At 59.8% G+C, this 20,861-nt stretch carries 18 protein-coding genes and 2 tRNA genes; 9 read left to right on the top strand and 11 right to left on the bottom strand.

All coding sequences use genetic code 11. The features are described from left to right. Nucleotides 1–7 precede the first annotated feature (7 nt). Complete coding sequence (tig, locus tag AC0V6W_RS11960) at nt 8–1,612, bottom strand: trigger factor (RefSeq protein ID WP_486150266.1); 1,605 nt, start codon at nt 1,610–1,612, stop codon at nt 8–10. 79 nt (nt 1,613–1,691) lie between these two features. Then, nucleotides 1,692–1,776: transfer RNA gene (locus AC0V6W_RS11955), tRNA-Leu, on the bottom strand. Nucleotides 1,777–1,959: 183 nt separating this feature from the next. On the opposite strand from AC0V6W_RS11955, the gene AC0V6W_RS11950 reads away from it, so the two are divergent. From AC0V6W_RS11950 to AC0V6W_RS11940, 3 genes are read left to right on the top strand one after another with little or no spacing between them, the layout of a single operon-like run. Next, nucleotides 1,960–2,274, top strand: a complete 315-nt coding sequence (locus AC0V6W_RS11950) for a DUF3297 family protein (RefSeq protein ID WP_486150264.1) — start codon at nt 1,960–1,962, stop codon at nt 2,272–2,274. Between the two features lie 27 nt (nt 2,275–2,301). Next, the gene (gene der / locus AC0V6W_RS11945) at nt 2,302–3,780 is read left to right on the top strand and encodes a ribosome biogenesis GTPase Der (RefSeq protein WP_486150262.1); all 1,479 of its coding nucleotides are present in this window, start codon (nt 2,302–2,304) and stop codon (nt 3,778–3,780) included. Continuing rightward, nucleotides 3,777–4,253, top strand: a complete 477-nt coding sequence (locus AC0V6W_RS11940) for a DUF2721 domain-containing protein (protein WP_486150260.1) — start codon at nt 3,777–3,779, stop codon at nt 4,251–4,253. Before der ends, AC0V6W_RS11940 begins: the two co-directional genes overlap by 4 nt. A gap of 78 nt (nt 4,254–4,331) precedes the next feature. Here AC0V6W_RS11940 and bfr read toward each other — a convergent pair whose 3' ends face one another. From bfr to AC0V6W_RS11920, 4 genes are all read right to left on the bottom strand, one after another. Then, nucleotides 4,332–4,814, bottom strand: coding sequence for a bacterioferritin (gene bfr, locus AC0V6W_RS11935; RefSeq protein WP_486150258.1), 483 nt, complete (start codon nt 4,812–4,814; stop codon nt 4,332–4,334). Nucleotides 4,815–4,974: 160 nt separating this feature from the next. Next, nucleotides 4,975–5,166, bottom strand: coding sequence for a (2Fe-2S)-binding protein (locus AC0V6W_RS11930; protein ID WP_486150256.1), 192 nt, complete (start codon nt 5,164–5,166; stop codon nt 4,975–4,977). Between the two features lie 345 nt (nt 5,167–5,511). Further along, entirely contained in the window at nt 5,512–6,816 is a 1,305-nt protein-coding gene (locus AC0V6W_RS11925; RefSeq protein WP_486150254.1) for a DUF418 domain-containing protein, read from the bottom strand. A 164-nt stretch (nt 6,817–6,980) separates the two neighbouring features. After that, nucleotides 6,981–8,114, bottom strand: coding sequence for an SPOR domain-containing protein (locus tag AC0V6W_RS11920; RefSeq protein WP_486150252.1), 1,134 nt, complete (start codon nt 8,112–8,114; stop codon nt 6,981–6,983). Between the two features lie 264 nt (nt 8,115–8,378). Here AC0V6W_RS11920 and AC0V6W_RS11915 point away from each other — a divergent pair, with 264 nt between their 5' ends. The 3 genes from AC0V6W_RS11915 to AC0V6W_RS11905 are packed head-to-tail and all read left to right on the top strand — an operon-like array spanning nt 8,379 to nt 11,205. Continuing rightward, nucleotides 8,379–9,098 (top strand): AAA family ATPase, encoded by a 720-nt coding sequence (locus AC0V6W_RS11915; protein WP_486150250.1) that lies wholly within the window; start codon nt 8,379–8,381, stop codon nt 9,096–9,098. Nucleotides 9,099–9,112: 14 nt separating this feature from the next. Continuing rightward, the gene (locus tag AC0V6W_RS11910; protein WP_486150248.1) at nt 9,113–9,661 is read left to right on the top strand and encodes a hypothetical protein; all 549 of its coding nucleotides are present in this window, start codon (nt 9,113–9,115) and stop codon (nt 9,659–9,661) included. Nucleotides 9,662–9,720: 59 nt separating this feature from the next. Next, nucleotides 9,721–11,205, top strand: coding sequence for an SPOR domain-containing protein (locus AC0V6W_RS11905; protein WP_486150246.1), 1,485 nt, complete (start codon nt 9,721–9,723; stop codon nt 11,203–11,205). A 193-nt stretch (nt 11,206–11,398) separates the two neighbouring features. Here the strand turns inward: AC0V6W_RS11905 and AC0V6W_RS11900 are convergent, their stop codons facing one another. Next, nucleotides 11,399–12,634: a dihydroorotase gene (locus AC0V6W_RS11900; protein WP_486150245.1), complete on the bottom strand. Its 1,236-nt coding sequence runs from the start codon at nt 12,632–12,634 to the stop codon at nt 11,399–11,401. Beyond that, a complete protein-coding gene (locus AC0V6W_RS11895) occupies nt 12,631–13,650 on the bottom strand; it encodes an aspartate carbamoyltransferase catalytic subunit (protein ID WP_486150244.1) in 1,020 nt (339 codons plus the stop codon). The genes AC0V6W_RS11900 and AC0V6W_RS11895 overlap by 4 nt, the downstream gene beginning before the upstream one ends. Before the next feature lie 234 nt (nt 13,651–13,884). On the opposite strand from AC0V6W_RS11895, the gene sppA reads away from it, so the two are divergent. From sppA to AC0V6W_RS11880, 3 genes are all read left to right on the top strand, one after another. After that, nucleotides 13,885–15,771 carry a signal peptide peptidase SppA gene (gene sppA, locus AC0V6W_RS11890; protein WP_486150243.1) on the top strand — a complete coding sequence of 629 codons (1,887 nt, stop codon included), beginning with the start codon at nt 13,885–13,887 and terminating at the stop codon, nt 15,769–15,771. A 138-nt stretch (nt 15,772–15,909) separates the two neighbouring features. Then, nucleotides 15,910–15,984 (top strand) — tRNA-Val (locus AC0V6W_RS11885). A 284-nt stretch (nt 15,985–16,268) separates the two neighbouring features. Continuing rightward, nucleotides 16,269–18,242, top strand: coding sequence for a DEAD/DEAH box helicase (locus AC0V6W_RS11880; RefSeq protein ID WP_486150241.1), 1,974 nt, complete (start codon nt 16,269–16,271; stop codon nt 18,240–18,242). Between the two features lie 11 nt (nt 18,243–18,253). Here AC0V6W_RS11880 and AC0V6W_RS11875 read toward each other — a convergent pair whose 3' ends face one another. From AC0V6W_RS11875 to AC0V6W_RS11865, 3 genes are read right to left on the bottom strand one after another with little or no spacing between them, the layout of a single operon-like run. Next, nucleotides 18,254–19,237 carry a DUF2891 domain-containing protein gene (locus AC0V6W_RS11875; protein ID WP_486150239.1) on the bottom strand — a complete coding sequence of 328 codons (984 nt, stop codon included), beginning with the start codon at nt 19,235–19,237 and terminating at the stop codon, nt 18,254–18,256. Further along, entirely contained in the window at nt 19,234–20,184 is a 951-nt protein-coding gene (locus AC0V6W_RS11870) for a DUF979 domain-containing protein (RefSeq protein ID WP_486150237.1), read from the bottom strand. Before AC0V6W_RS11870 ends, AC0V6W_RS11875 begins: the two co-directional genes overlap by 4 nt. Next, on the bottom strand, nt 20,181–20,861 hold the full coding sequence (locus AC0V6W_RS11865; protein WP_486151605.1) for a DUF969 domain-containing protein: 681 nt from the start codon (nt 20,859–20,861) through the stop codon (nt 20,181–20,183). Before AC0V6W_RS11865 ends, AC0V6W_RS11870 begins: the two co-directional genes overlap by 4 nt.

Below are 20,861 nucleotides of genomic sequence, written 5' to 3'. Positions count from 1 at the left end.
TTGCAGCTTATGCTTTCTTGGCAGGCGCTTTTTTCGCAGCTGGTTTTTTAGCGGGAGCCTTTTTGGCCGCCGGCTTTTTCTCAGCCGCAGGTTTCGCTGCCGCTTTCTTGGCCGGGGCTTTTTTCGCCGGAGCCTTCTTCGCGGCGGGTTTTTCCTCAGCGTCAGCCTTTTTGGCCGGAGCTTTCTTGGCTGCTGGCTTCTTCGCTGGCGCTTTTTTCGCTGCTGGCTTTTTCGCTGCGGCTTTCTTCTTCGGTGCCGCCTTGGCTTTTTCCGCCTCAGCGCTTTCATCCGCTTCAATCGCGGCCTGCAATTCCTCTGCGGTCACTTCGCGTTCTGTCACTTCGGCAGTGTCGAACAGATAATCGACCACTTTGTCTTCGTACAAAGGCGCGCGCAATTGAGCCGCCGCCATCGGATCAGACTGGACATATTGCATGAAGCGTTCGCGGTCTTCCTCGCGATATTGCTGGGCTGCCTGCTGGATCAGCATCGACATTTCCTGCGCGCTCACCTCAACATTATTGGCCTGGCCGATCTCGGACAGCAGCAGGCCCAAACGCACGCGGCGTTCGGCAATCGCTTTGTAATCGTCTTTTTCCGCTTCAATTTCTTTCAAAGCCGCTTCGGGATCGTCTTCCTTGGACGCTTCTTGTTGCAGCTGGTTCCAGATCTGCTCAAATTCGGCATCGACCATTTGGCCGGGCACTTCAAAATCATGCCCCGCCGCCAGCGTATCGAGCAGCGAACGCTTCATCTGCGTGCGCGTCAGACCAGCGGTTTGCTGCTCCAATTGCCCTTTCATCAGCTCTTTCAGCTTATCGAGGCTTTCTAGACCCAGATTGGTCGCAAATTCTTCGTCGATGACGGTGTCGGTTTCCACTTTCACCGCTTTCACCGTTACGTCAAAGGTCGCCTCTTTACCTGCGAGATGGTCGGCCTGATAATCATCGGGGAAATTGACCGTGATGGTCTTTTCATCGCCCGCTTTCACACCGGTCAACTGCTCTTCAAAACCGGGAATGAACGCGCCTGATCCAAGAACGAGCGGCGCGTCTTCGGCTTTTCCGCCTTCAAATTCAACGCCGTCAATCTTGCCGACAAAATCAATGATGAGCTGATTGCCGTCGGCCGCTTTCTTAGTTTTGGCTGCGTCTTTGTAACTTTTATTCTGGCCCGCAATGCCCTGGATCGCTTCGTCGATCTGTTCATCGGTGACCGGCACGACCAGCTTTTCCAGCTTCAACCCATCGGTGCTGGGCGCTTCGATATCGGGCAGCACTTCAAGCTCGACGGTCAGTTCAGCGTCCTTGCCTTCTTCATACCCTTCGCCAAGCGAGATTTGCGGCTGCATGGCCGGGCGCAGTTCCTCATCCCGGATCACGCCATCAACTGCCGACTGGATCGCATCATTGACGACCTGCGCGTGCAATTGTTCGCCGTGCATCTTTTTCACAAGATTGGCGGGCACTTTGCCGGGGCGAAAGCCGGGCATTTTGACCTGCGGGGCAACCTTTTTGATCTCTGCATCCACTTTGGAGCTGATTTCATCAGCGCTGATGGTGATCGAATAGGCGCGTTTGAGGCCTTCATTGATGGTTTGCTTGGTTTGCATGAGTGTACTTTGAGAGCCTTCTTCTTCGCAAAATCGTGACAGCGTATCGTCGTTCAGCCGCGGGCCTGATGGCGCAGATTGGTGCGGGCGAAGGGACTCGAACCCCCACATCTTACGATACTGGTACCTAAAACCAGCGCGTCTACCAATTCCGCCACGCCCGCATTGCTGAACGAAGCCGCGCGGGAAACCAAAGCCGGTCCCCGCGCGTATTCGCGATGGCCTGTATCGCCGCTTTCGCCAAAGGGCAAGCATCCGCTGACCCAGTGTCTGCTTGTTTAGAGGCCGCGAGGCTCGTAAGGCGCACCCGATAGCGGCATTACGCGCCGCAAAAGCGAAAGAATATCATGACAGACGAAACACCCCAATCCGCCGAATCCGCCACGCCTTCCAGCGCAGACACTCCGCCCAACCACCTCTCGGTCAGCCCGGCGAGCCCGCATTTCGATGCAGCAACCCTGCAGCGCGGCATTGGCATCCGGTTCAAAGGCAAAGTGCGCACCGATATCGAAGAATACTCCATTTCCGAAGGGTGGGTGCGCGTGCAGGCCGGCAAAACCGTCGACCGCAAAGGCCGCCCGCTCACCATCAAGCTTAATGGCCCGGTTGAGGCATGGTTTGAAGATCTAGGCGACAATCCGCCCGTTGCGAAGAAGGATTAAGGCGGCGCACACAGCGCCCCTATTGCCATGGAAACCTCTCCCCTCCCCGCCACAAAACCCGAAGTCGTCATTATCGGGCGGCCCAATGTGGGCAAATCGACGCTGTTCAACCGGCTTGTCGGCAAAAAGCTCGCGCTCGTCGATGATCAGCCCGGCGTGACGCGGGACAGGCGGATGGGCGATGCAGAGATTGCCGGATTGCAATTCACCGTCGTTGACACCGCCGGGTGGGAAGACGAGCATGAACTCACTCTGCCCGGCCGAATGCGCAAACAGACAGAAGCCAGTCTGAAAGGCGCAGATGCGGCGATGTTTGTCATTGATGCACGCGCCGGACTGACCCCTCTCGACAGCGAAATTGCTCGCTATCTGCGCGGCGCGGATGTGCCGATTGTTCTGGTCGCGAACAAAGCCGAAGGGTCTTCGGGCGAATCCGGAGTGCTCGAATCCTATTCGCTCGGCCTTGGTGAACCTGTCCCTCTATCCGCCGAACACGGCGAAGGTATTGCCGATTTGTTCAGCGTGCTGTGGCCTATCATTGGCGATCAGGCCGATGCCTTTGAAGAAGCCGCTTCGCGCCCGATTGAAGAGGATGAGGATGCGCCGCTTGGCCCCCTGAAACTTGCCATTGTTGGCCGGCCCAATGCGGGCAAATCGACACTGATCAATCAGCTTTTGGGCGAAGATCGCCTGCTGACAGGACCAGAGGCCGGGATCACACGCGATTCGATTGCGATTGATTGGGTGTGGCACGATCCCAAAGCCGGCCCCGACGAAGACAACGCGCGCGACATCCGCCTGATCGACACCGCTGGCATGCGCAAAAAGCGCAATGTCACCGAAAAGCTGGAAAAGCTCTCGGTTGCCGATGCGCGGCGCGCGGTGGATTTTGCCGAGGTTGTCGTGCTGCTGCTGGATGCGACCCAGGGGCTTGAGCATCAAGATCTCAAAATCGCATCGCTCGCGCTTGAAGAAGGGCGCGCGTTGATGATTGCGATCAACAAATGGGACATTGCCGGCCAAGGCGGAACGGACACGCCCAGCGGCCTGTTCAACGGGATCAAAGCCGCGCTGCATGATGGCCTCGCGCAAGTGCGCGGCGTGCCCCTGTTCGCAGTGAGCGCGAAGACCGGCAAAGGGCTCGATACGATGCTGGGCGCGGCGTTTGATCTGCGCGAAAACTGGTCAAAACGCGTGCCCACTGCCGCGCTCAATCGCTGGTTCGATGATGCGCTGGCGGCCAATCCCCCGCCAGCCCCCGGCGGGCGGCGGATCAAGCTGCGCTATATCACACAGGTCGGCACGCGCCCGCCGCGCTTTGTGGTGTTTGGCACGCGGCTGGATGATTTGCCCAAAAGCTATGAACGCTATCTGGTGAACGGCATCCGCGCCAAACTGGGATTTGACGCGGTGCCTGTGCGCGTGACGCTGAAAAGCCCCAAAAACCCGTATAACGCCAACAAAGGTGGCGGCGGCAATTATTCGGGCGGATCGGACAAGACGTGATCGACCTGTTAAGCGCAGCGGGCATCGCCACCGAGATAATCGAGCGCACATCCAACACGCCCGATGTCAGCCGCGCAGTGCAGCTCAGCCTTGCGCCTGCGTTTCTGCTCGTCGCGATTGGATCAATCATGAATGTCATGGTGACCCGGCTCAATTGGATTGCGGGCCGGATTGAGCGGCTGGATGAGCAAGTGCCCAAAGATGACGGCGCAGCCAAAGCGGCAGAGCTTCAATGGCTGCGCGCCCGCCGCGCGATATCGCGCCGGGCGATCAAGTTTTCAACCGGTGCAGCCTGCGTCATCAGCGTGGTGATCGCGCTGCTGTTCGTCTCGGTCTATATCAAAGCGCAGATCGGCACGATTGTCGCGGTTTTGTGGGTCGTCACCATGGGCTTGCTTATCTTTGCGCTGTCGCAGTTCTTGCGCGAAACCTTGCTGGCTGCTGATGGCCCGCATGAGCGGAAAAAACGCTGACGATCTACGCGCACACAAAAAAGGCGAGGCACCGCTGCCCCGCCCCTTTCTATGCATCGAATGCCTGACGCGGCAAAGTTACCCCTCGCCCGCCGCCTGACTTTGCAACTGGACGTAGTTTTCCAGCCCCATATTCTTGATCATATCGAACTGCGTTTCGAGGAAATCGACATGCTCCTCTTCGTTGTCGAGGATGTGGGCGAACAGATCGCGGCTCACATAATCGCGCACTTTTTCGCAATGTTCGACCGCATCGCGCAGCAGCGGGATCGCGTCTTCCTCAAGCTTCATATCCGCATCGAGGATTTCCTTCACCGTCTCGCCGACGCGCAGATTGTGGATCGCCTGAAAATTGGGAAGCCCGCCCAAAAACAGCACCCGCGCGGCCAATTTGTCGGCATGTTCCATTTCTTCAATGGATTCCTTGCGTTCATAAGCTGCAAGCTTCGCCACACCCCAATCATCGAGCACGCGGTAATGCAGCCAATATTGGTTGATCGCGGTCAGCTCATTTGTGAGAGCCTTGTTGAGAAATTCGATTACTTTTGCATCGCCCTTCATGGCGGGGGTTTCCTTGTTCTGGTGGCAGATGCGCAAGAGTGCGCATGCCGCGTCGCATGGCTCTTATATGCGGCATACATCGCCCCGAACAAGGGGAAATCGAAAATTTCTCTTTATTTTTCAGCTACTTGAAAACCGTTCTCAGTAACTGAAAAGCGCTTTAGACTGCGACTTGATCGCAAGAGGCCAGCGCGCGCTCCTCGTTGATGATCGCGCCTGCTTTCATAAGGCATTGACCGCAATTGGGTTTCTTACCCAGCGCAGCATAAGTCGCCGCCGCGTCACCGCGCCCTTTTGTGGCTGCGGTGCGCAGGTCTGCTTCCCTTATTGCGTTACAGATGCAGATATACATGGGCGGATAGTTACTCCTGCGAGTCGTTTGCAAAACCAAGTTATGCGAATTATTCTCAATTGCAAGGGTTTTGTTGGGTGCGCCTTTGGCATCCGCCAAAGGCTTAGCCGGACCGCTCCGCCTCCCCGCCCGTCCACCAAGGGTTCCATAGGATATGGTGGACGGGCGGGGAGGTGGGGTGGCCCGGCCATGAGCGTAAGCGAACACGAGACAAGAACGCGAAGCGGGGTGGTCCGGCCAAGCTCAGGCGGATGCCTGAGCGCACTTAACGAAAACACCCGGCCAAGGATTGCACGGATGTGCAATCCGCAGTCAACAAAAACTCAGCGGGTTCCGCTTCGAACCTCAGCGCTTGAGCGGAAATACCTTGCGATAGGTCATACACCGCCACAGCCATTCCAGCGGGCCATAACGATACCGGTCAAGCCATGGCTTTGACCACGCCAGCATGATGACCCACGCAAGCGCCATGACCAGGTAAAGCTGCGGACGATTGAGCGCGCCAAACAGCCCCAGCGCCCAGCCGTGAAACACAAAAAGCATCAATACAGATGTACCCAGATAGTTGGTAAAGGCCGCTCTGCCCGCTGCTCGGATACGCTCGGCCAGCCAACCCGTCCATTTGGGCGAGTATTCGACAAGCAAGGCCGCAAGTCCCAAGACCATCATAATTCGGGGCAGCATACTCCAGCCAATAAATGCGGCAGTTCCCGCGTAAAAGCCAAAGCCGCTTGCTTTGACAAACAATCCTATACCCAAGTGCAAAAGCGCACCTCCAGCCAGCCCGGCCCAGCCCCAGACTCGCATTTTTCTGGATGCCAGCGCCCCACTGAAAAAGCCGTACCGGTACAGCGCCATGCCCAACAGCATCAGCGGCAGGGTTTCAAACATCATCCAAAGCGAATTGGCCGGGATCAGGAACCATTCCTCGGCCACGCGCCGTTCCACAAGCCCCGCATAATTACCTGACTGCTTAAGCTCCGTTGTGATCGCATCATCGGCAAGCGCCTCTTTGATCCCATCTTGAAACTCGACGCGCATTTCGGAAAATTCCGCTGCCTCGCCCGCGGGCGTTTCTGCGATCACGAAAGGAAAGCTGATCATTGCGCCGTAAAACAGCGCGCCAAACACATAGCCTGTCAGCCCGACAACGAGCTGCGCCTTGGCGGTCCACCGCAGGCAAGCCACTGCGACAAAGCCGATAAGGCCGTACATCGCCAGAATATCGCCCATCCAGATGAAAAAGAAATGCACGAGCCCGAAACACAGCAGCAGGAACAATCGCCACAATTGCAGCTTGCGCGTCTCCCCGCGCGCCCATGCCCGCTCCATAAACAGATACATGCCTGCGCCAAATAACAGCGTGAATAGCCCGCGCATCTTACCGTCGACCAAAACGAATTGCGCAATCCATTGCCACCCGCCCGGATCAGCTGCATCGACCAGAAAAGCCTCAGGGAACATATAGGCGTTGAACGGCTGGCCAAAGGCGATGATATTGGCGGCCAGAATGCCCATAACGGCGATGCCGCGAATGAAATCGAGCGTGGATATCCGATCGCTTTTCGCAACGGGTGCTGAAGGGACGGGGGATGCGCCCTTATCACCGAACTCAGCCTCTATCGCCGCTGCACTGATTGTATCGCTCATCTCGAATCCCCCTGTGAGCCTTGTCTAGCAGGTGCGAGGCCCAAGAAAAGCGATTGCAGCCGAGCCGCTGATAGCATTCGTTCAAAGTCGAGCGGTCATATTCGAACGGGCAAATTCGAGCGGCAAAAACGCGCGATCAGATGTGCCCGGTCACAAATGCGTGATCACGGCTTCTTGACGAGACAATCCTGCCCCTGACGTTTGAGCGCAGAGCACGCGCGGGCCGCTTCGCTTTGGCTGGCAAAGCCCAACGCCATCAGCCTGGTAACGCGCCCGCCCGAAATCAGCGACTTGCGCGCGCCGGCCAGTGCGGGGTTGCTCGACAGCTTGCTCCAAAGTTTGTCCGCGTTGGCAGCAACGCCAAACGCTCCCAATTGCAGGCCCCATGCGCCCCCAGAGGCAGCAAGAGCTGAGGGTTTAGGAGCAGGGGCCGCAGCCCGCGATGGCGCAGGCGTTGGCGCTGGTGGCGCGGCGGCTGGCAGGCGATATTGCGGCACAGGCTGCGATGCGGGCGGCAATCCGCGCGGTTCGCGGCGGGTTTGCGGCGTAGCAGGCGGCGGTGATGCAACGCTGCGTGCCGAAGCGGACCGATGCGGTGCGCGCGGTGCGGCCATAGCCGGGCCCGAATTGGCAGGAGCCGCGTTCACCGGTGTTACAACGCCCAGATCAGCAGCAGCCAATTGCGCGCTCAGACGCTGATCGGCTTCCGCTTTCAAAGTCACCGCCAAAATCTGCGCTTCCTGCCGCTGGGCCAGCGGGATGTAGGTGTCCATCTGCGCCAGTGCGTTGCTCGCCTGCGGCAAACCAGCTGCCTGGGAAAGCGAGAGCAGCGCATAGGCGCGCACCCAGTCTTTTTCCGCAAAATCCGCATTAAAATGGGCCAGACCCATAACATACTGCGCGCGCGGATCGCCGCGTCCTGAAGCGGCCTCGATCAGAGGCATCGCATTGGCCTGTTCGCCCTGCTGAAACAGCAGCAGACCGTAGTTGTCCGCCGCTTTGACATGGCCTTGCCGGGCGGCTTGCAAATACAAATCGCGCGCTTTGGAAATGTCTGCTTCGACCCCGCGTCCCAAACGGTAAGCCTGCGCCAAATTGAACAGCGCATCGGTATCGCCCTTTGCAGCGGGCTCTGACCATTCGGCAACTGCGCGATCATAATCGCCCGCGCTCCAGGCATCGACGCCGGTTTTCACATCCGCGGATAAGGGCGCTGCCACACCCAAAGCAATTCCCGCAGCCAATCCGGGTAAAAATCGCCCTTTTCCAAGCAATTGGGTCATGGAATGTGCCATCATCTTTCGCCCTTTTCGTTCCGTATTCCAGCGCGCCATACAGCTATCCCTGCCAAGTGTACCACAATGGGACTGCGTGCGCGATGTATCAGCTTTGAACCGGGTATAGTGAATGCCGGGTTAGGATTTCGTTGCTGTCTCCAAGGTCATTTCGCGGCGGGTGCTCCGGCTCTCGTTAACTCAAAATTAGGGGTATCCTGCGATCTCAATGGCACTCGCTGCAATCACGCAAGCGGGCACTGGCCTAATTTCTTGGGGGACCAATCCTTGCGCGTACTCGCTTTGGCATCGCAAAAAGGCGGATCGGGTAAAACAACCCTGTCCGGGCATCTCGCCGTTCAGGCTCAGCGCGCTGGCGCTGGCCCTGTCGTGCTGATCGACATCGACCCGCAAGGTTCTTTGGCCGATTGGTGGAACGAGCGCGAAGCGGAATACCCCGCCTTTGCCCAAACCACCGTGTCGCGGCTGGCCAATGATCTGGCAGCTTTGCGTCAACAGGGTTTCAAACTGGCTGTCATCGACACGCCGCCTGCCATCACCATGGCGATCCAATCGGTTATCAGCGTGGCTGAACTGATCGTGGTCCCCACCCGTCCCAGCCCGCACGATCTGCGCGCTGTGGGCGCGACGGTTGATCTGTGCGAGCGCGCTGGCAAGCCGTTGGTGTTTGTCGTGAACGCGGCCACTCCCAAAGCAAAAATCACATCCGAAGCCGCCGTTGCACTGTCGCAGCACGGCACGGTTGCCCCGATCACTTTGCACCACCGCACTGATTTTGCCGCCTCGATGATTGATGGCCGCACAGTGATGGAAGTGGACGAAGAAAGCCGCAGCGCTGCTGAAATCACGGCTTTGTGGAAATACATTTCTGACCGGCTGGAGAAAAACTTCCGCCGCACAGTCTTTGCCGCACCCGGCACGCCTGTCGCCAATGGCGGCGGTGTTGCGCGGCCCGCTGGTGGTTTTGGCCGCCGCGTGGCCCAATAAGGGAGCCGGGGAGGATGACAGAAGCCAGTTTCGCCTCACTCGGCCCGCGCTTGCTCGCTCGCAAAGGCGGAGCAAAACCTGCTATGCGGCCCCAGGCGGCATCTTTGCCCAGCGACATTGCCACCGCAACCGGCGCCAATGCCGATCAGCTGGAAGATCTGGGCTGGAACGATATGGGCGCAGAAGAAGCCGATCTGGTCGAGCCTGCTGCGCCTGCCACACCAGCGCCTGTAAAAGTCGCTCCAGTAAAAACAGCCAAACCCAAAAAGACCACGGGTAAAGCCGCGAAGAACACGGCCAAAGTCGTGCCCATTTCGGCCAAATCGGCAGCCGACATCGCTCCAAAACCCAAGAAATCCAAACCCGCCAGATCCAAGTCGAAATCCAGCGCCAAACGCGCCGCTTTCACTTTGCGGCTTGATGCGGATCGCCACCTGAAACTGCGGCTTGCATCCACGATGCACAATATGAGCGCGCAGGCTTTGGTGACACAGGCGCTCGATCAGATGCTGGATGAAATCGAAGATCTCGATGCTCTCGTCCAGCGCATGAAACGCCGCTGAATTTCACTGAATTGTTTGACCACCCAACGCATTTGAACGCGCCATTTGAAACAGGGAATATGACCATGTCACGCAGCACCAACAGCCGCACCAACGGTCTCCATAATGCCAACCGGATCGCCCTCGTGATGGGCACCGCCCTTGCAAGTGTCGCGCTGGCAGGGTGCACCACCAGTTCTGCGCCGCGCGCGGATGCCTCGTTCAGCAAGGCGCAGATTGCGCTGGAAAAAGGGCAGGTTTCCAAAGCCATCGCCCATGCAGAGGCCGCCGTTTTGGCAGAGCCGCGCAATCCCGCTTTCCGCTCCACTTTGGGCGCTGCTTACCTTGAAGCGGGCCGGTTCCAGTCTGCTGCCACCAGCTTTGGCGATGCGCTGGATCTGGGTGATGAGGATGCGCGTACTGTACTGAGCTTTGCGCTCGCCAAGATCGCGGCCGGCGACACGGCAACAGCGCTGCGTCAACTCGAAGCGAATGAAGCCGCGATCAATCCGGCTGATTATGGCCTTGCGATCGCGCTTGCTGGAAAGCCTGAACAAGGCACGCATGTGCTGATGAACACGCTGCGCGCTGGGCAGAACACTGCAAAAGTGCGTCAGAACCTTGCCTATGCTTATGCGCTGGCAGGCAACTGGCGCGCGGCCCGCGTGATGGCGGCAGAAGATGTGCCCGCTGGCCAGCTTGACGGGCGTTTGTCCGGATGGGCAGCGACATCACAGCCCGAAGCGCATCAGGCGCGCGTTGCTGACCTGCTCCAGGTTTCGCCTGCAAGCGATGGCGGCCAACCGCAGCATCTGGCGCTTGGCAATTTCCCCAGCACCGAACAAATGATCGCACAGGCCGCCGCCAGCGTGCCTGCTGCCAGCGTCCCTGTTGATGGTGCGGACGAACCTGGCAAAGTGAGCGAAGGCGAAGCTCTCGCATTCAAACTGGCACCCGGCACCACCACCGCCGCTCCCAAAGCGCGCGTTGCCACCGTTGATCCGACCGTTGCCGATATTCTGGCAGCGACGAACCAGGCGGCTCCAAAACCTGCGGTTCGCCCGGTTGCGAAACCTGTCGCTAAACCCGCAGCGACCCCCGCTCGCGCATCGAGCGATCGGTTCGTTTCCAAGCCTGTTGTGCAGAAAGTTCCTGTCGCGCCCTCAAGCGCAGCTCCTCAGCGCGTTGCCAAAGCGCCAACCCGCGCGCCCAAGCCCGCAGCCAAGCCTGCAACCCAGCGCCGCGCGGCCTATACCAAGCCAAAGGCGGACACGCATCTTATCCAATTGGGCAGCTTTTCAAGCCGCGCCGAGGCGGAACGCGGATGGAAAGTCGCGCAATCCAAATTCCCGCAGCTGAAAGCGCATGATGTCGTCATCACTCGCGCCGAAGTGAAAGGCAAAACCTATTTCCGCGTCGCAGCGGCTGGCTTTGGCCAATCGACCGCGCGCTCCATGTGCCGCACCGTCAAGGCCTCGGGCCGAGGCTGCTTTGCCTATGCTGCATCCAACCCGCCAGCAGGCGCAGTGGATCGCGGCGTGCGGATCGCTGCCCGCACCCGGTAAGAAACACACACGAACTTCAGCGAAACTGCCCTCGGAAGTGCGAACTTCCGGGGGCGTTTTTTATGGAGTAATGGTTTGCGAACCCGCATCCGCGGGTTCGTCCTCGCTAGACGTCCTTCGCTTCGCTGCGGACCCGCTGCGGGCGGGCAGTCGCCCTTGCGACGCCTGCGGCGCCGGGTCTGCGCCATTGGCCTCAAAGCTCAATCTGCACTCCGCCTTTGATCAGCGCGCGCACTCTGCCTTGTGCGCCTTGGCGTTCAAACGGAGTGTTATCGCCCGTTGCTTCCATCTTTGTCCGGTCGATCATCCACGGGGCCTCTGGATCAATCAGAGCAATATCCGCCTCCAGCCCTTGTTCGAGGGCGCCCGCTGGCACTCCCAAAAGCCGGGCAGGATTGCGCGCCAGCAAATCAAACGCGCGCGCCATATCGATCACCCCGTCGCGCACCAGTGTCAGCGTCATGGCAAGCAGCGTTTCAGCCCCCGCCATTCCTGGCTCCGCATCGGCAAATGGCAGGCGTTTATCCTCTGGCCCGCGCGGATCGTGGCCGCTTGCAATAACATCCACGACCCCTTCGCCAATGGCAGCGATGGCCGCTTGCCGATCCGCTTCGCTGCGCAATGGCGGCGAAAGCTTGGCAAAGGTGCGAAAATCGGCTGTCGCAAGGTCGGACAGCATGAAATGCGCAGGCGTTATCCCGCAGGTTACCCGCACCCCGCGCGATTTGGCCGCGCGCACCAGATCAAATCCCGCCGCCGTGGTCACCTGGCGCAAATGCACGCGCGCGCCGCTCATCTCGGCAAGCGCAATATCGCGCGCCACTGCGAGCGCCTCAGCTTCGGCAGGCGCGCTGGGCAGGCCAAGCCGCGTTGCAATCTCGCCCGCGCTGGCCGCTGCATCGCCCACCAGGGCTGCATCCTCGGCATGGGTCACCACCACCAGATCGAGCATCGCAGCATATTGGCACACGCGCAGCATCACGCCGCTATCGCCGATCCAGCGCCGCCCGGTTGCAATGCCGCGCGCGCCCGCATCGCGCATCAGCGCTATTTCAGCCAGCTGCGCCCCTTCAAGCGAGCGAGTCGCAGCCGCCAGCGGGTGGACCCACAGATCAGGCTTGCCCGATTTGGCAATGTAATTGATGCGGCTGGGATAATCGAGCGGCGGGGATTGATCGGGCATAAGCGCCGCCCGCGTGATACCGCCGAAATGAAACGCGCGTTTATCAATCGCGAACACGCCCAGATCAACGAGACCCGGCGCAATCAATTGCCCGCGCGCATCCATCACCGCATCGCCAGCCTCAGGTGCGACATCTGGCCCGGCGGCTGCAATCAGCCCATCGGCCAGCCGCACGCCGCCGCTTATGGTGCTATCACCCGTGACCAGCTGCCCGCCGGTGATCGTTATAGGCTGCGTCTGCTTCATTGTGCCCACCCCTCAACACCGCGCGCCTGCCGGGTCAGCACATCAAGACAAGCCATCCGGATTGCCACGCCCATTTCAACCTGCTGCGTGATAATCGACCGGTCGAGCATATCGGCCACCTCGCTGTCGATCTCCACGCCCCTGTTCATCGGGCCGGGATGCATGACCAAGGCATCGCTTGCCGCGAGCGCCAGCCGCGCTTTTGTGAGGCCGTACAGGTGATGATATTCGCGGGCTGAAGGGATGAATTGCCCCGCCATGCGTTCCTGCTGAAGCCGCAGCATCATCACCACATCAACGCCGGATAATGCCGCATCAAAATCGTGGAACTCCTCCACTCCCATCGCGCCAATCCCTGCCGGCATCAGAGCAGGCGGCGCGCAGGCCCGCACGCTCGCGCCCATGGCTTGCAGGCACAAAATGTTCGAACGCGCGACCCGGCTGTGCAGAATATCCCCGCAGATCAGCACAGTGCGCCCGGTGAAATCCTCGGCGGCCTCGCCCCGCTCTGCCAGTTTTGTGCGAAGCGCCAGCGCATCGAGCAAACCCTGCGTGGGGTGTTCGTGGCTGCCATCGCCAGCATTAAGCACCGGGCAATCCACCTTGTCCGCGATCAATTGGGTCGCCCCGCTTGATCCATGGCGGATCACAATCGCATCGGCGCGCATGGCATTCAGCGTGATCGCGGTGTCGATCAGCGTCTCGCCCTTTTTCACGCTCGATTGCGCGGCATGCATATTGACGACATCTGCGCCCAGCCGTTTGCCCGCAATTTCAAAGCTTAACAGCGTTCGGGTGGACGCTTCGAAAAAGGCGTTGATGATGGTTAGCCCGGCAAGCAAGCCTGCATGTTTCGCGCTTTGCCGGTTCAGTTCGACCCATTGCTCAGCTGAGGCGAGCAAATACAAAACCTCGTGACGTTCAAGCTGCCCGATGCCAGTGAGATCACGATGCGGAAAGGCCGCCCGGCCCGCTGGAAAGCGATCGGGAGCGCGATAAGATGCCGTGTTGTCCATTAAAGCCACGCCTTTAGTCGAGCCGCATCCAACGCTCAACCCACCAATTGCCCCTTTGCCATGGAAGTTTGCGCATTCTGTGATTAAGTGGAGATAGGTCTGCGAGCTTAGGTTCGCGCACCGGGCCACCCCGCGCCCTCCACCCTTCCACCCGGATTATCCTACCGGGTGACGATCCGGGTGGAAGGGTGGAGGGCGCGGGGTGGCCTGGCCCCAATACAAGAAAGCGCACATATGGCATTTGTCGGTAAGGTTTGGAAAGTTCTCGTCGGGATCAAAGACGGGCTGGTACTGCTTTTCATGCTCCTGTTTTTCCTCGCTTTGTTCAGCATCCTTTCCGCATCGCCCAATCCGGGCGCAGTGCGCGATGGTGCGCTGAAAATCGACTTGTCCGGCTTTATCGTTGAAGAGCGCAGCTTGATCGATCCGGTCGCCACATTGCTCAGCGGAGAAGCCCCGCCTACCGAACATCAGGCGCGCGATGTCATCCGCGCTTTGGATGCAGCGGCCAGCGATAACCGGATCAAAGCGGTGGTGATCGACATGTCCACCTTTGCCGGCGGCGGGCAGGTTCATCTGCAAGCCATTGGTGAGGCGATGGACCGTGTGCGCGCGGCGGAAAAGCCCGTGCTCACCTATGCGCTTGCTTACGGCGATGATCACATGCTGCTCGCCTCGCATGCCAGCGAGATTTGGGCTGATCCGCTTGGCGGCGCGCTGATCGCGGGGCCAGGGGGCAGCATCCTATTTTACGAAGGGCTGCTCGATAAGCTCAACGTCAATGCCCGCATTTACAAAGTGGGCGAGTTCAAATCAGCGGTCGAACCGTTCGAACGCAGCAATCTGTCAGACCCCGCGCGCGAAAATCTGGAAAGCCTTTACGGCGCTTTGTGGGAAGAATGGCAAGCCAATGTCAAAAAGGCGCGCCCTGCGCTCGAATTGGACCGCGTGACCAAAGATCCCGTCGCCTGGGTCGAGGCATCCTCGGGCGATCTTGCGCAGGCCGCTTTGGCCGCGGGGCTTGTCGACAAGCTGGGCGACAGCGTGGAATTTGGCGCGCGCGTTGCTGAAATCGTGGGCGAGGACAGCTTTGACAAAGCTCCCGGCTCTTACGCGAAAAGCGATCTTGCCCCCTACCTTGCCGATAACCCAGCCGATGCAGGCGGCAAACGGATTGGCGTTGTCACTGTTGCTGGCACGATTATTGATGGCGATGCAGGCCCCGGAACCGCCGGCGGAACGCGGATTGCCGATGTGCTGAATGCGGCGCTTGATGATGATCTGGCAGGGCTCGTTGTGCGGGTGAACTCACCCGGCGGCTCTGTCACGGCATCAGAGGAAATCCGCCGCGCGATCCTGCGTTACAAGGCCAAGGATATTCCCGTTGCCATCTCCTTTGCCAATGTCGCGGCAAGCGGCGGATATTGGGTCGCCACCGCAGGCGACCGCATCTTTGCCCAGCCCGAAACGGTAACCGGCTCTATCGGCGTTTTTGCCGTGCTGCCCACCTTTGAAAATGCGACCGACCAGGTCGGCATCAGCACTGACGGGTTCCGCACCACGCCCTTGTCGGGTCAGCCCGATATCATTGGCGGGCTGACACCCGAAACCGATGCAATCTTTCAGGCGACCATCACCAACACCTATGACGATTTTCTGGAACGCGTCGCCAAAGCGCGCGGGATCACGAAAGCCAAAGCTGACGAGATTGGTCAAGGCCGCGTCTGGGATGGCGGCACCGCTCGCCAATTAGGCCTGATCGATCAGTTTGGCGGATTGGCCGATGCGCTGGAATGGACTGCAACCAAGGCCGGCATTCAAGAAGACACGTGGAGCCCGCTATTCCTTGGCGCGCAGCAGGACAGTTACGATTCGCTCATCCGCCAGCTTTTGGGCAGCACCGCCGATGCCAGTGCGCAGCCGCGCAGCGCAGACCTGTTCGCACGCGCTGCTATCGGCCAGCAATCGCTGATCCGCCGGATTGCAGCAGATGCGCAAGTGCTATCAGGCAGCCGGGGCATTCAGGCCTATTGCCTCGAATGCCCGGTCAGCCCCGCCCCGCAAGCCGCACCGACCAACCGCAGCGTTCTGGCGATGGTGAAAGCGTTGTTCGCGCCGTAACCGGGCGAAGCCGCGCGCAAACGAATTTGCAAGACACCATTTGGCAAAGCGCCCATTCGCAAGACTTGCCAAGCGCAGACACTCGCAGTAAGTGCCCGCCTCGCCTTGAAAAGCTTGGCTCAGCCAGGCGCATCAGGCGGGCGCGTAGCTCAGTGGTAGAGCACACCCTTCACACGGGTGGGGTCGCAAGTTCAATCCTTGCCGCGCCCACCATTTTTTCAGATGTTTAGCTGGATAGATGGCCCCGCCAAATCGGGGCGGGGGTGAGGCGCTTTGGCCTGATCCATCCCCGCTCATCAGCTTTTTGGTCTCAACCCAGGTAATGGCCAAAAATATCGCAAGCCAAACCGGCCCTTCCCCGCTATGGCGCATGTCGCAGGCGATTTCGGCTCCGCGCCGTCGCCAATTGTGATCACCGCGCAAATTTCCGCGCAACGTGCTCATGCCTCTTTCTTCCCCCGCGCCTGCCTTTTGCGCGCCTATCCAAGCGAACTTCTATGTCTTTTGAAACTCTGCCTGCCCATCTGGGCGAAGCGCTGGCCGAACGCGGCTATGATCAGCCCACCCCGGTGCAGGCCGCCGTCATCGCGCCTGATGCGCATGCACGCGACCTGATCGTCTCTGCGCAAACCGGATCGGGCAAGACGGTTGCCTTTGGTGTAGCCCTGGCGGACCAATTGCTGGGCGAGATACGCGGGACACCGCTGACCGAAAAACCGCTTGCGCTGGTCATTGCTCCCACGCGCGAGCTGGCATTGCAGGTTAGCCGCGAGCTTGGCTGGCTCTATGCCAAAGCGGGCTTGCGCATTGCGACCTGTGTCGGCGGAATGGATGCGAGCAAGGAACGGCGCGCTTTGCGCGGCGGGCCGGCGATTGTCGTGGGCACGCCGGGCCGATTGCGCGATCATCTGGAGCGCGGCGCGCTCGATTTGTCGGGCCTTGTCGGCGTGGTTCTGGATGAAGCGGACGAAATGCTCGACATGGGCTTTCGCGATGATCTGGAGGAAATCCTCGATGCAGCGCCCGATCAGCGGCGCACTTTGCTCTTCTCAGCCACCATGCCGCAGGCGATTGTGCGGCTGGCGCAGCGTTACCAGACAGATGCCCTGCGCCTCTCGCTTGCGGGTAAGGATCGCGGGCATGGCGATATCAGCTATCAGGCCATCACGATCGCACCATCCGAGGTGGAGAATGCGGTTGTCAATCTGCTGCGCTTTCACGAGGCGGAAACCGCGATCTGTTTCTGCGCCACGCGCGACAGTGTGCGCAGGCTGCATGCCACGCTGCAAAACCGGGGGTTTGGCGTCGTTGCGCTGTCGGGTGAGCATTCGCAGCAGGAACGCAATCAGGCTTTGCAGGCGCTGCGCGACAAACGCGCGCGGGTGTGTGTGGCAACCGATGTTGCCGCGCGCGGGCTTGATCTGCCAACGCTCAGCCTTGTGATCCATGTCGATACGCCGCGCGATGCTGAAACTTTGCAGCACCGTTCGGGACGGACGGGCCGCGCGGGCAAGAAAGGCACAGCCGCGATCCTTGTGCCATACAATCGGCGCAGGCGGACCGAGGGGATGCTGCGCGGAGCCAAGATCGAGGCGCAATGGATGGGCGCGCCCACGCGCGAGGAGATCAGCACAAAAGACCATGCGCGGCTGATGGAAAAGCTGACCCAGCCCTCAGAATACGAAGACGATGACCGGGCTTTGGCGGCAGAGCTGATGGAGCGTTTGCCGGCCGAAGACATCGCCGCTGCATTGGTAAAAGCGCACCGGGCCAAAATGCCGCAGCCCGAAGAACTGCTCGCCAACACGCCGGAGGCGCGCGAAAAAGCCAAGGCAGACAGGCATCGTCCCGGATTTGAGGATGTGGTGTGGTTCAAAATGGGCATTGGCCGCCGCCAAAACGCTGAGCCGCGCTGGCTGCTCCCGTTGATTTGCCGTCGGGGTCATATCACTCGCAATGAAATCGGCGCGATCCGTGTGGGGCCAGAAGAAACGTGGTTTCAGGTGCCGCGCGCCATTGCGGGCAAATTCAGCGAAACCTTGCAGCGCACCGCATCGAGCGAGGATGAGCAAGACGCGATCGCAATCGAAGAATCCCCCGATGGCCCCCGCATCGAAGCGCGCCACAACCGCAAACATGGCGGCGGTAGCGGTGGCGGGGGGCCGAGAGCGCGCGCCAAACCTTTCCGTAAAGGCGGCGGTGATCGGGGCGCCAATGATCGGGGCGGAAAGCCGTTTCGCAAAGATGATGACGCAAAACCGCGCGCAGGCGGAAAGCCGTTCAAGAAAAAGCCCTATGCCGGGAAAAGCCCTGAAACAGCTGGCGCAAAAGATGGCGCAAAAACTGGCGCGAAAGCTGGCTCCAAATCAGATGGCAGCCATCCCGTCACGCGCAAGCCCAAAAAGGGAACCAAGAACAAGGATAAGGGAAAGCCGAAATACAAAGGCAAACCGCCGCGTGGTACCGATTAGTCGGTTAGGCCCTACCCCCGCCCCAATAGCGCCAAAGTCGCAAAACTCGCCAGCCAATGCTCACCCATATAATCGCCTGCGACATGCGGCATGGCAGCGTCGAGATGGATCTGAGCGCGTTCCTCCAAGTGCGGCGTTGCAGAGTGATCGCCCAAAGCCGCGCTCACCTGCGCCAAACACCAGGCGCGCGACAGGTTCAGCCCGTCAAGATGCGCGATCTTGCCATCTGTTCGGTCTGATACTGTGACAGGGCGGCATTCGCGCTCAATCCAGCCATTGCTGACAACCAGCGCGGAAAACCACGGCGCAAATTGATCGCGCTCCATCACCCGGCTCATCAGCAAGGCGGCAGTGAGAACGGGAGAGAGAAATTCGTCCCCGCCCGGCTCCCATCCGGCATAATCACTTCGCCCGGCAAACGCGCGCTGCGCCCAATCATCAATTGTGCCGGCCAGCACCGCATCGCGCGCCTGCGCCCATTCGCGCGCCAGAACAAGCGCGAAACTGGTGTTGAAATGCGTGCCGACCGTGATCGGGTAGGTGAGGATGGAAAGGTAATCGCCAAATCGCGCGGCAAAGGCGCGGGCGAGCGGTTCCAAGCGGTCGCCCCAATCTTTGTCGCTGTGCCGCGCGGCCTCGTGATGGAGGTAAAGCAGCCAGCCCCAGCCATAGGGCCGCTCAAACCCGCGCGCTGATGGACGGTCCAGATAGGCCAGCTCAATGCCAAGCTTTTCCGCTGTGAATGTCGCATCGGCCAATTCCTCAATCGCGCGCGCCTCCGGCAGATCGGGATAAAGGCGCCGAAGAGTGAGCAGCATCCACCAGGAATGGACGCAGGAATGCCAATCGAAACTGCCGAAAAAGCATGGATGTGCCGCCTGCGGCAGGCGCGCATCATTCTCACCATCAAAGACATGATCGTCCTTGTACGGAAACGGCTTTGCCACGTGACCCAGCGCGATTTGCGCGAATTTGGCCGCGATTTCGGCGGTCATTTCCACAGCAGAAACGCCCCCACATAGATGATCGCAACATTGCACACCCACAGCGGGATCGCGGTCCACACTTGCTGTTTGATAACTCCGTTCTGGTCTTTGAGTTCAAGCAGCGCGGCAGGCACGATGTTGAAATTGGCCGCCATAGGCGTGAGCAAAGTGCCGCAGAACCCGGCGAGCATACCGACCGCTCCGATCACGGCAGGATCGCCGCCATATCCCTCAACCAGCAGGGGAATACCGATGGCCGCCGCCATCACCGGGAATGCGGCAAAGGCATTGCCCATAATCATCGTGAATATCGCCATGCCCAGTGCGAAGACGACGACGGTGAGGAAGATGCTTCCTTCGGGAATAACGCTCCCCGCTGCCCCGCCGATAATGTCGCCCACCCCGGCAAGCGCAAACACCGCGCCAAGCGCCGCCAGCATTTGCGGAAGGATAGCGGCCCAGCCAATGGAATCGAGCAATCGCCGCCCTTCCTCAGCAGGCGCGAGCGCGGGCGGACGCAGCCAGATGATCGCAGTGATAAGCGCGATGACAACGCCAATGCCGAACAAGAGCAGCGTCTCTCGCCGTTCTTCAAACAGGCCCGTCTCCCCCAAGGGCGTGAAATTATACAGCAGCGTTCCGGCCACGGCAGTAAAAGGCACGATGAGTGCGGGCACGAACAGCTTATTGCCAAGGCTCGCTGCGCGCTTGCCCCGTGATGCCTCGCCTGTGGTGTCCGGATTGGAGCGCTTCAGCCCGCCCAGCCCCGCAATCGCGACCATGGCAAGCACGATGATCCCGTTCACAAGATCGGAAACATGGCTGCCAGCAAAGAAACTTGCCGACAAAAGCCCCCAGAACCCGGCATTACCCCAAAGCCTGTCTTTAAGGCTGAGCAGCGCCCAGATCGCGAAAAAGCTTCCTGCGAGGATATAGAGCCATTCATAGGTGATCATCGCCGCGCACTCCTGCCCGCGCCAATTCGCCGGTCGAGCGCATTGATCCGCCAGCCATGGATGAAGAACGCGCATATCGCGGTTGGGATGGCCCAGACGGACAGCTCAAGCGGAGTGAGAGGGTAGCCTGCGCTTTCAAACACGCCCTGGATCAACAGGATTGATGCGATGGCGAAGAAAATATCCTCGCCAAAGAACAGCCCGACATTGTCGGTCGCAGCTGACATCGCCTTGACTTCCTCCCGGTCGCTTTCGCGAAGGTTGCCATGCGCGGTTTCGGCTGCTGCCTCTGCCATGGGCGCCACCAAAGGACGCACCGCTTGGGGATGGCCGCCGATATCTTTCATGCCCAGCGCCGCAGTAATCTGGCGAAAGCCGAGATAGATGATCAGCAGCTTTGAAAACGTCGCCCCGCGTATCCCCTCGATCAGACCGCGCGCGCGTTGTTGCAGGCCGTATCGCTCTAGTAGGCCAATGACAGGCAGGATGATCCAAGTGACCGAGATATAGCGGTTATCATTGAAAGCCTTTCCCAAAGCCTCGATCACCGCGACCACATCCAGCCCTGCGAGAACGCCCGTCGCAACAGCCGCGCTGACCACCACCAGCAGCGGATTGAATTTGAGCGCAAAGCCGGCAACGACAATCGCGATGCCTGCAAGCGGCCAGTAATTCAT

This window comes from Erythrobacter sp. JB1-7 (genome assembly GCF_057365015.1).
This window is presented reverse-complemented; position numbering and strand designations above follow the sequence as displayed.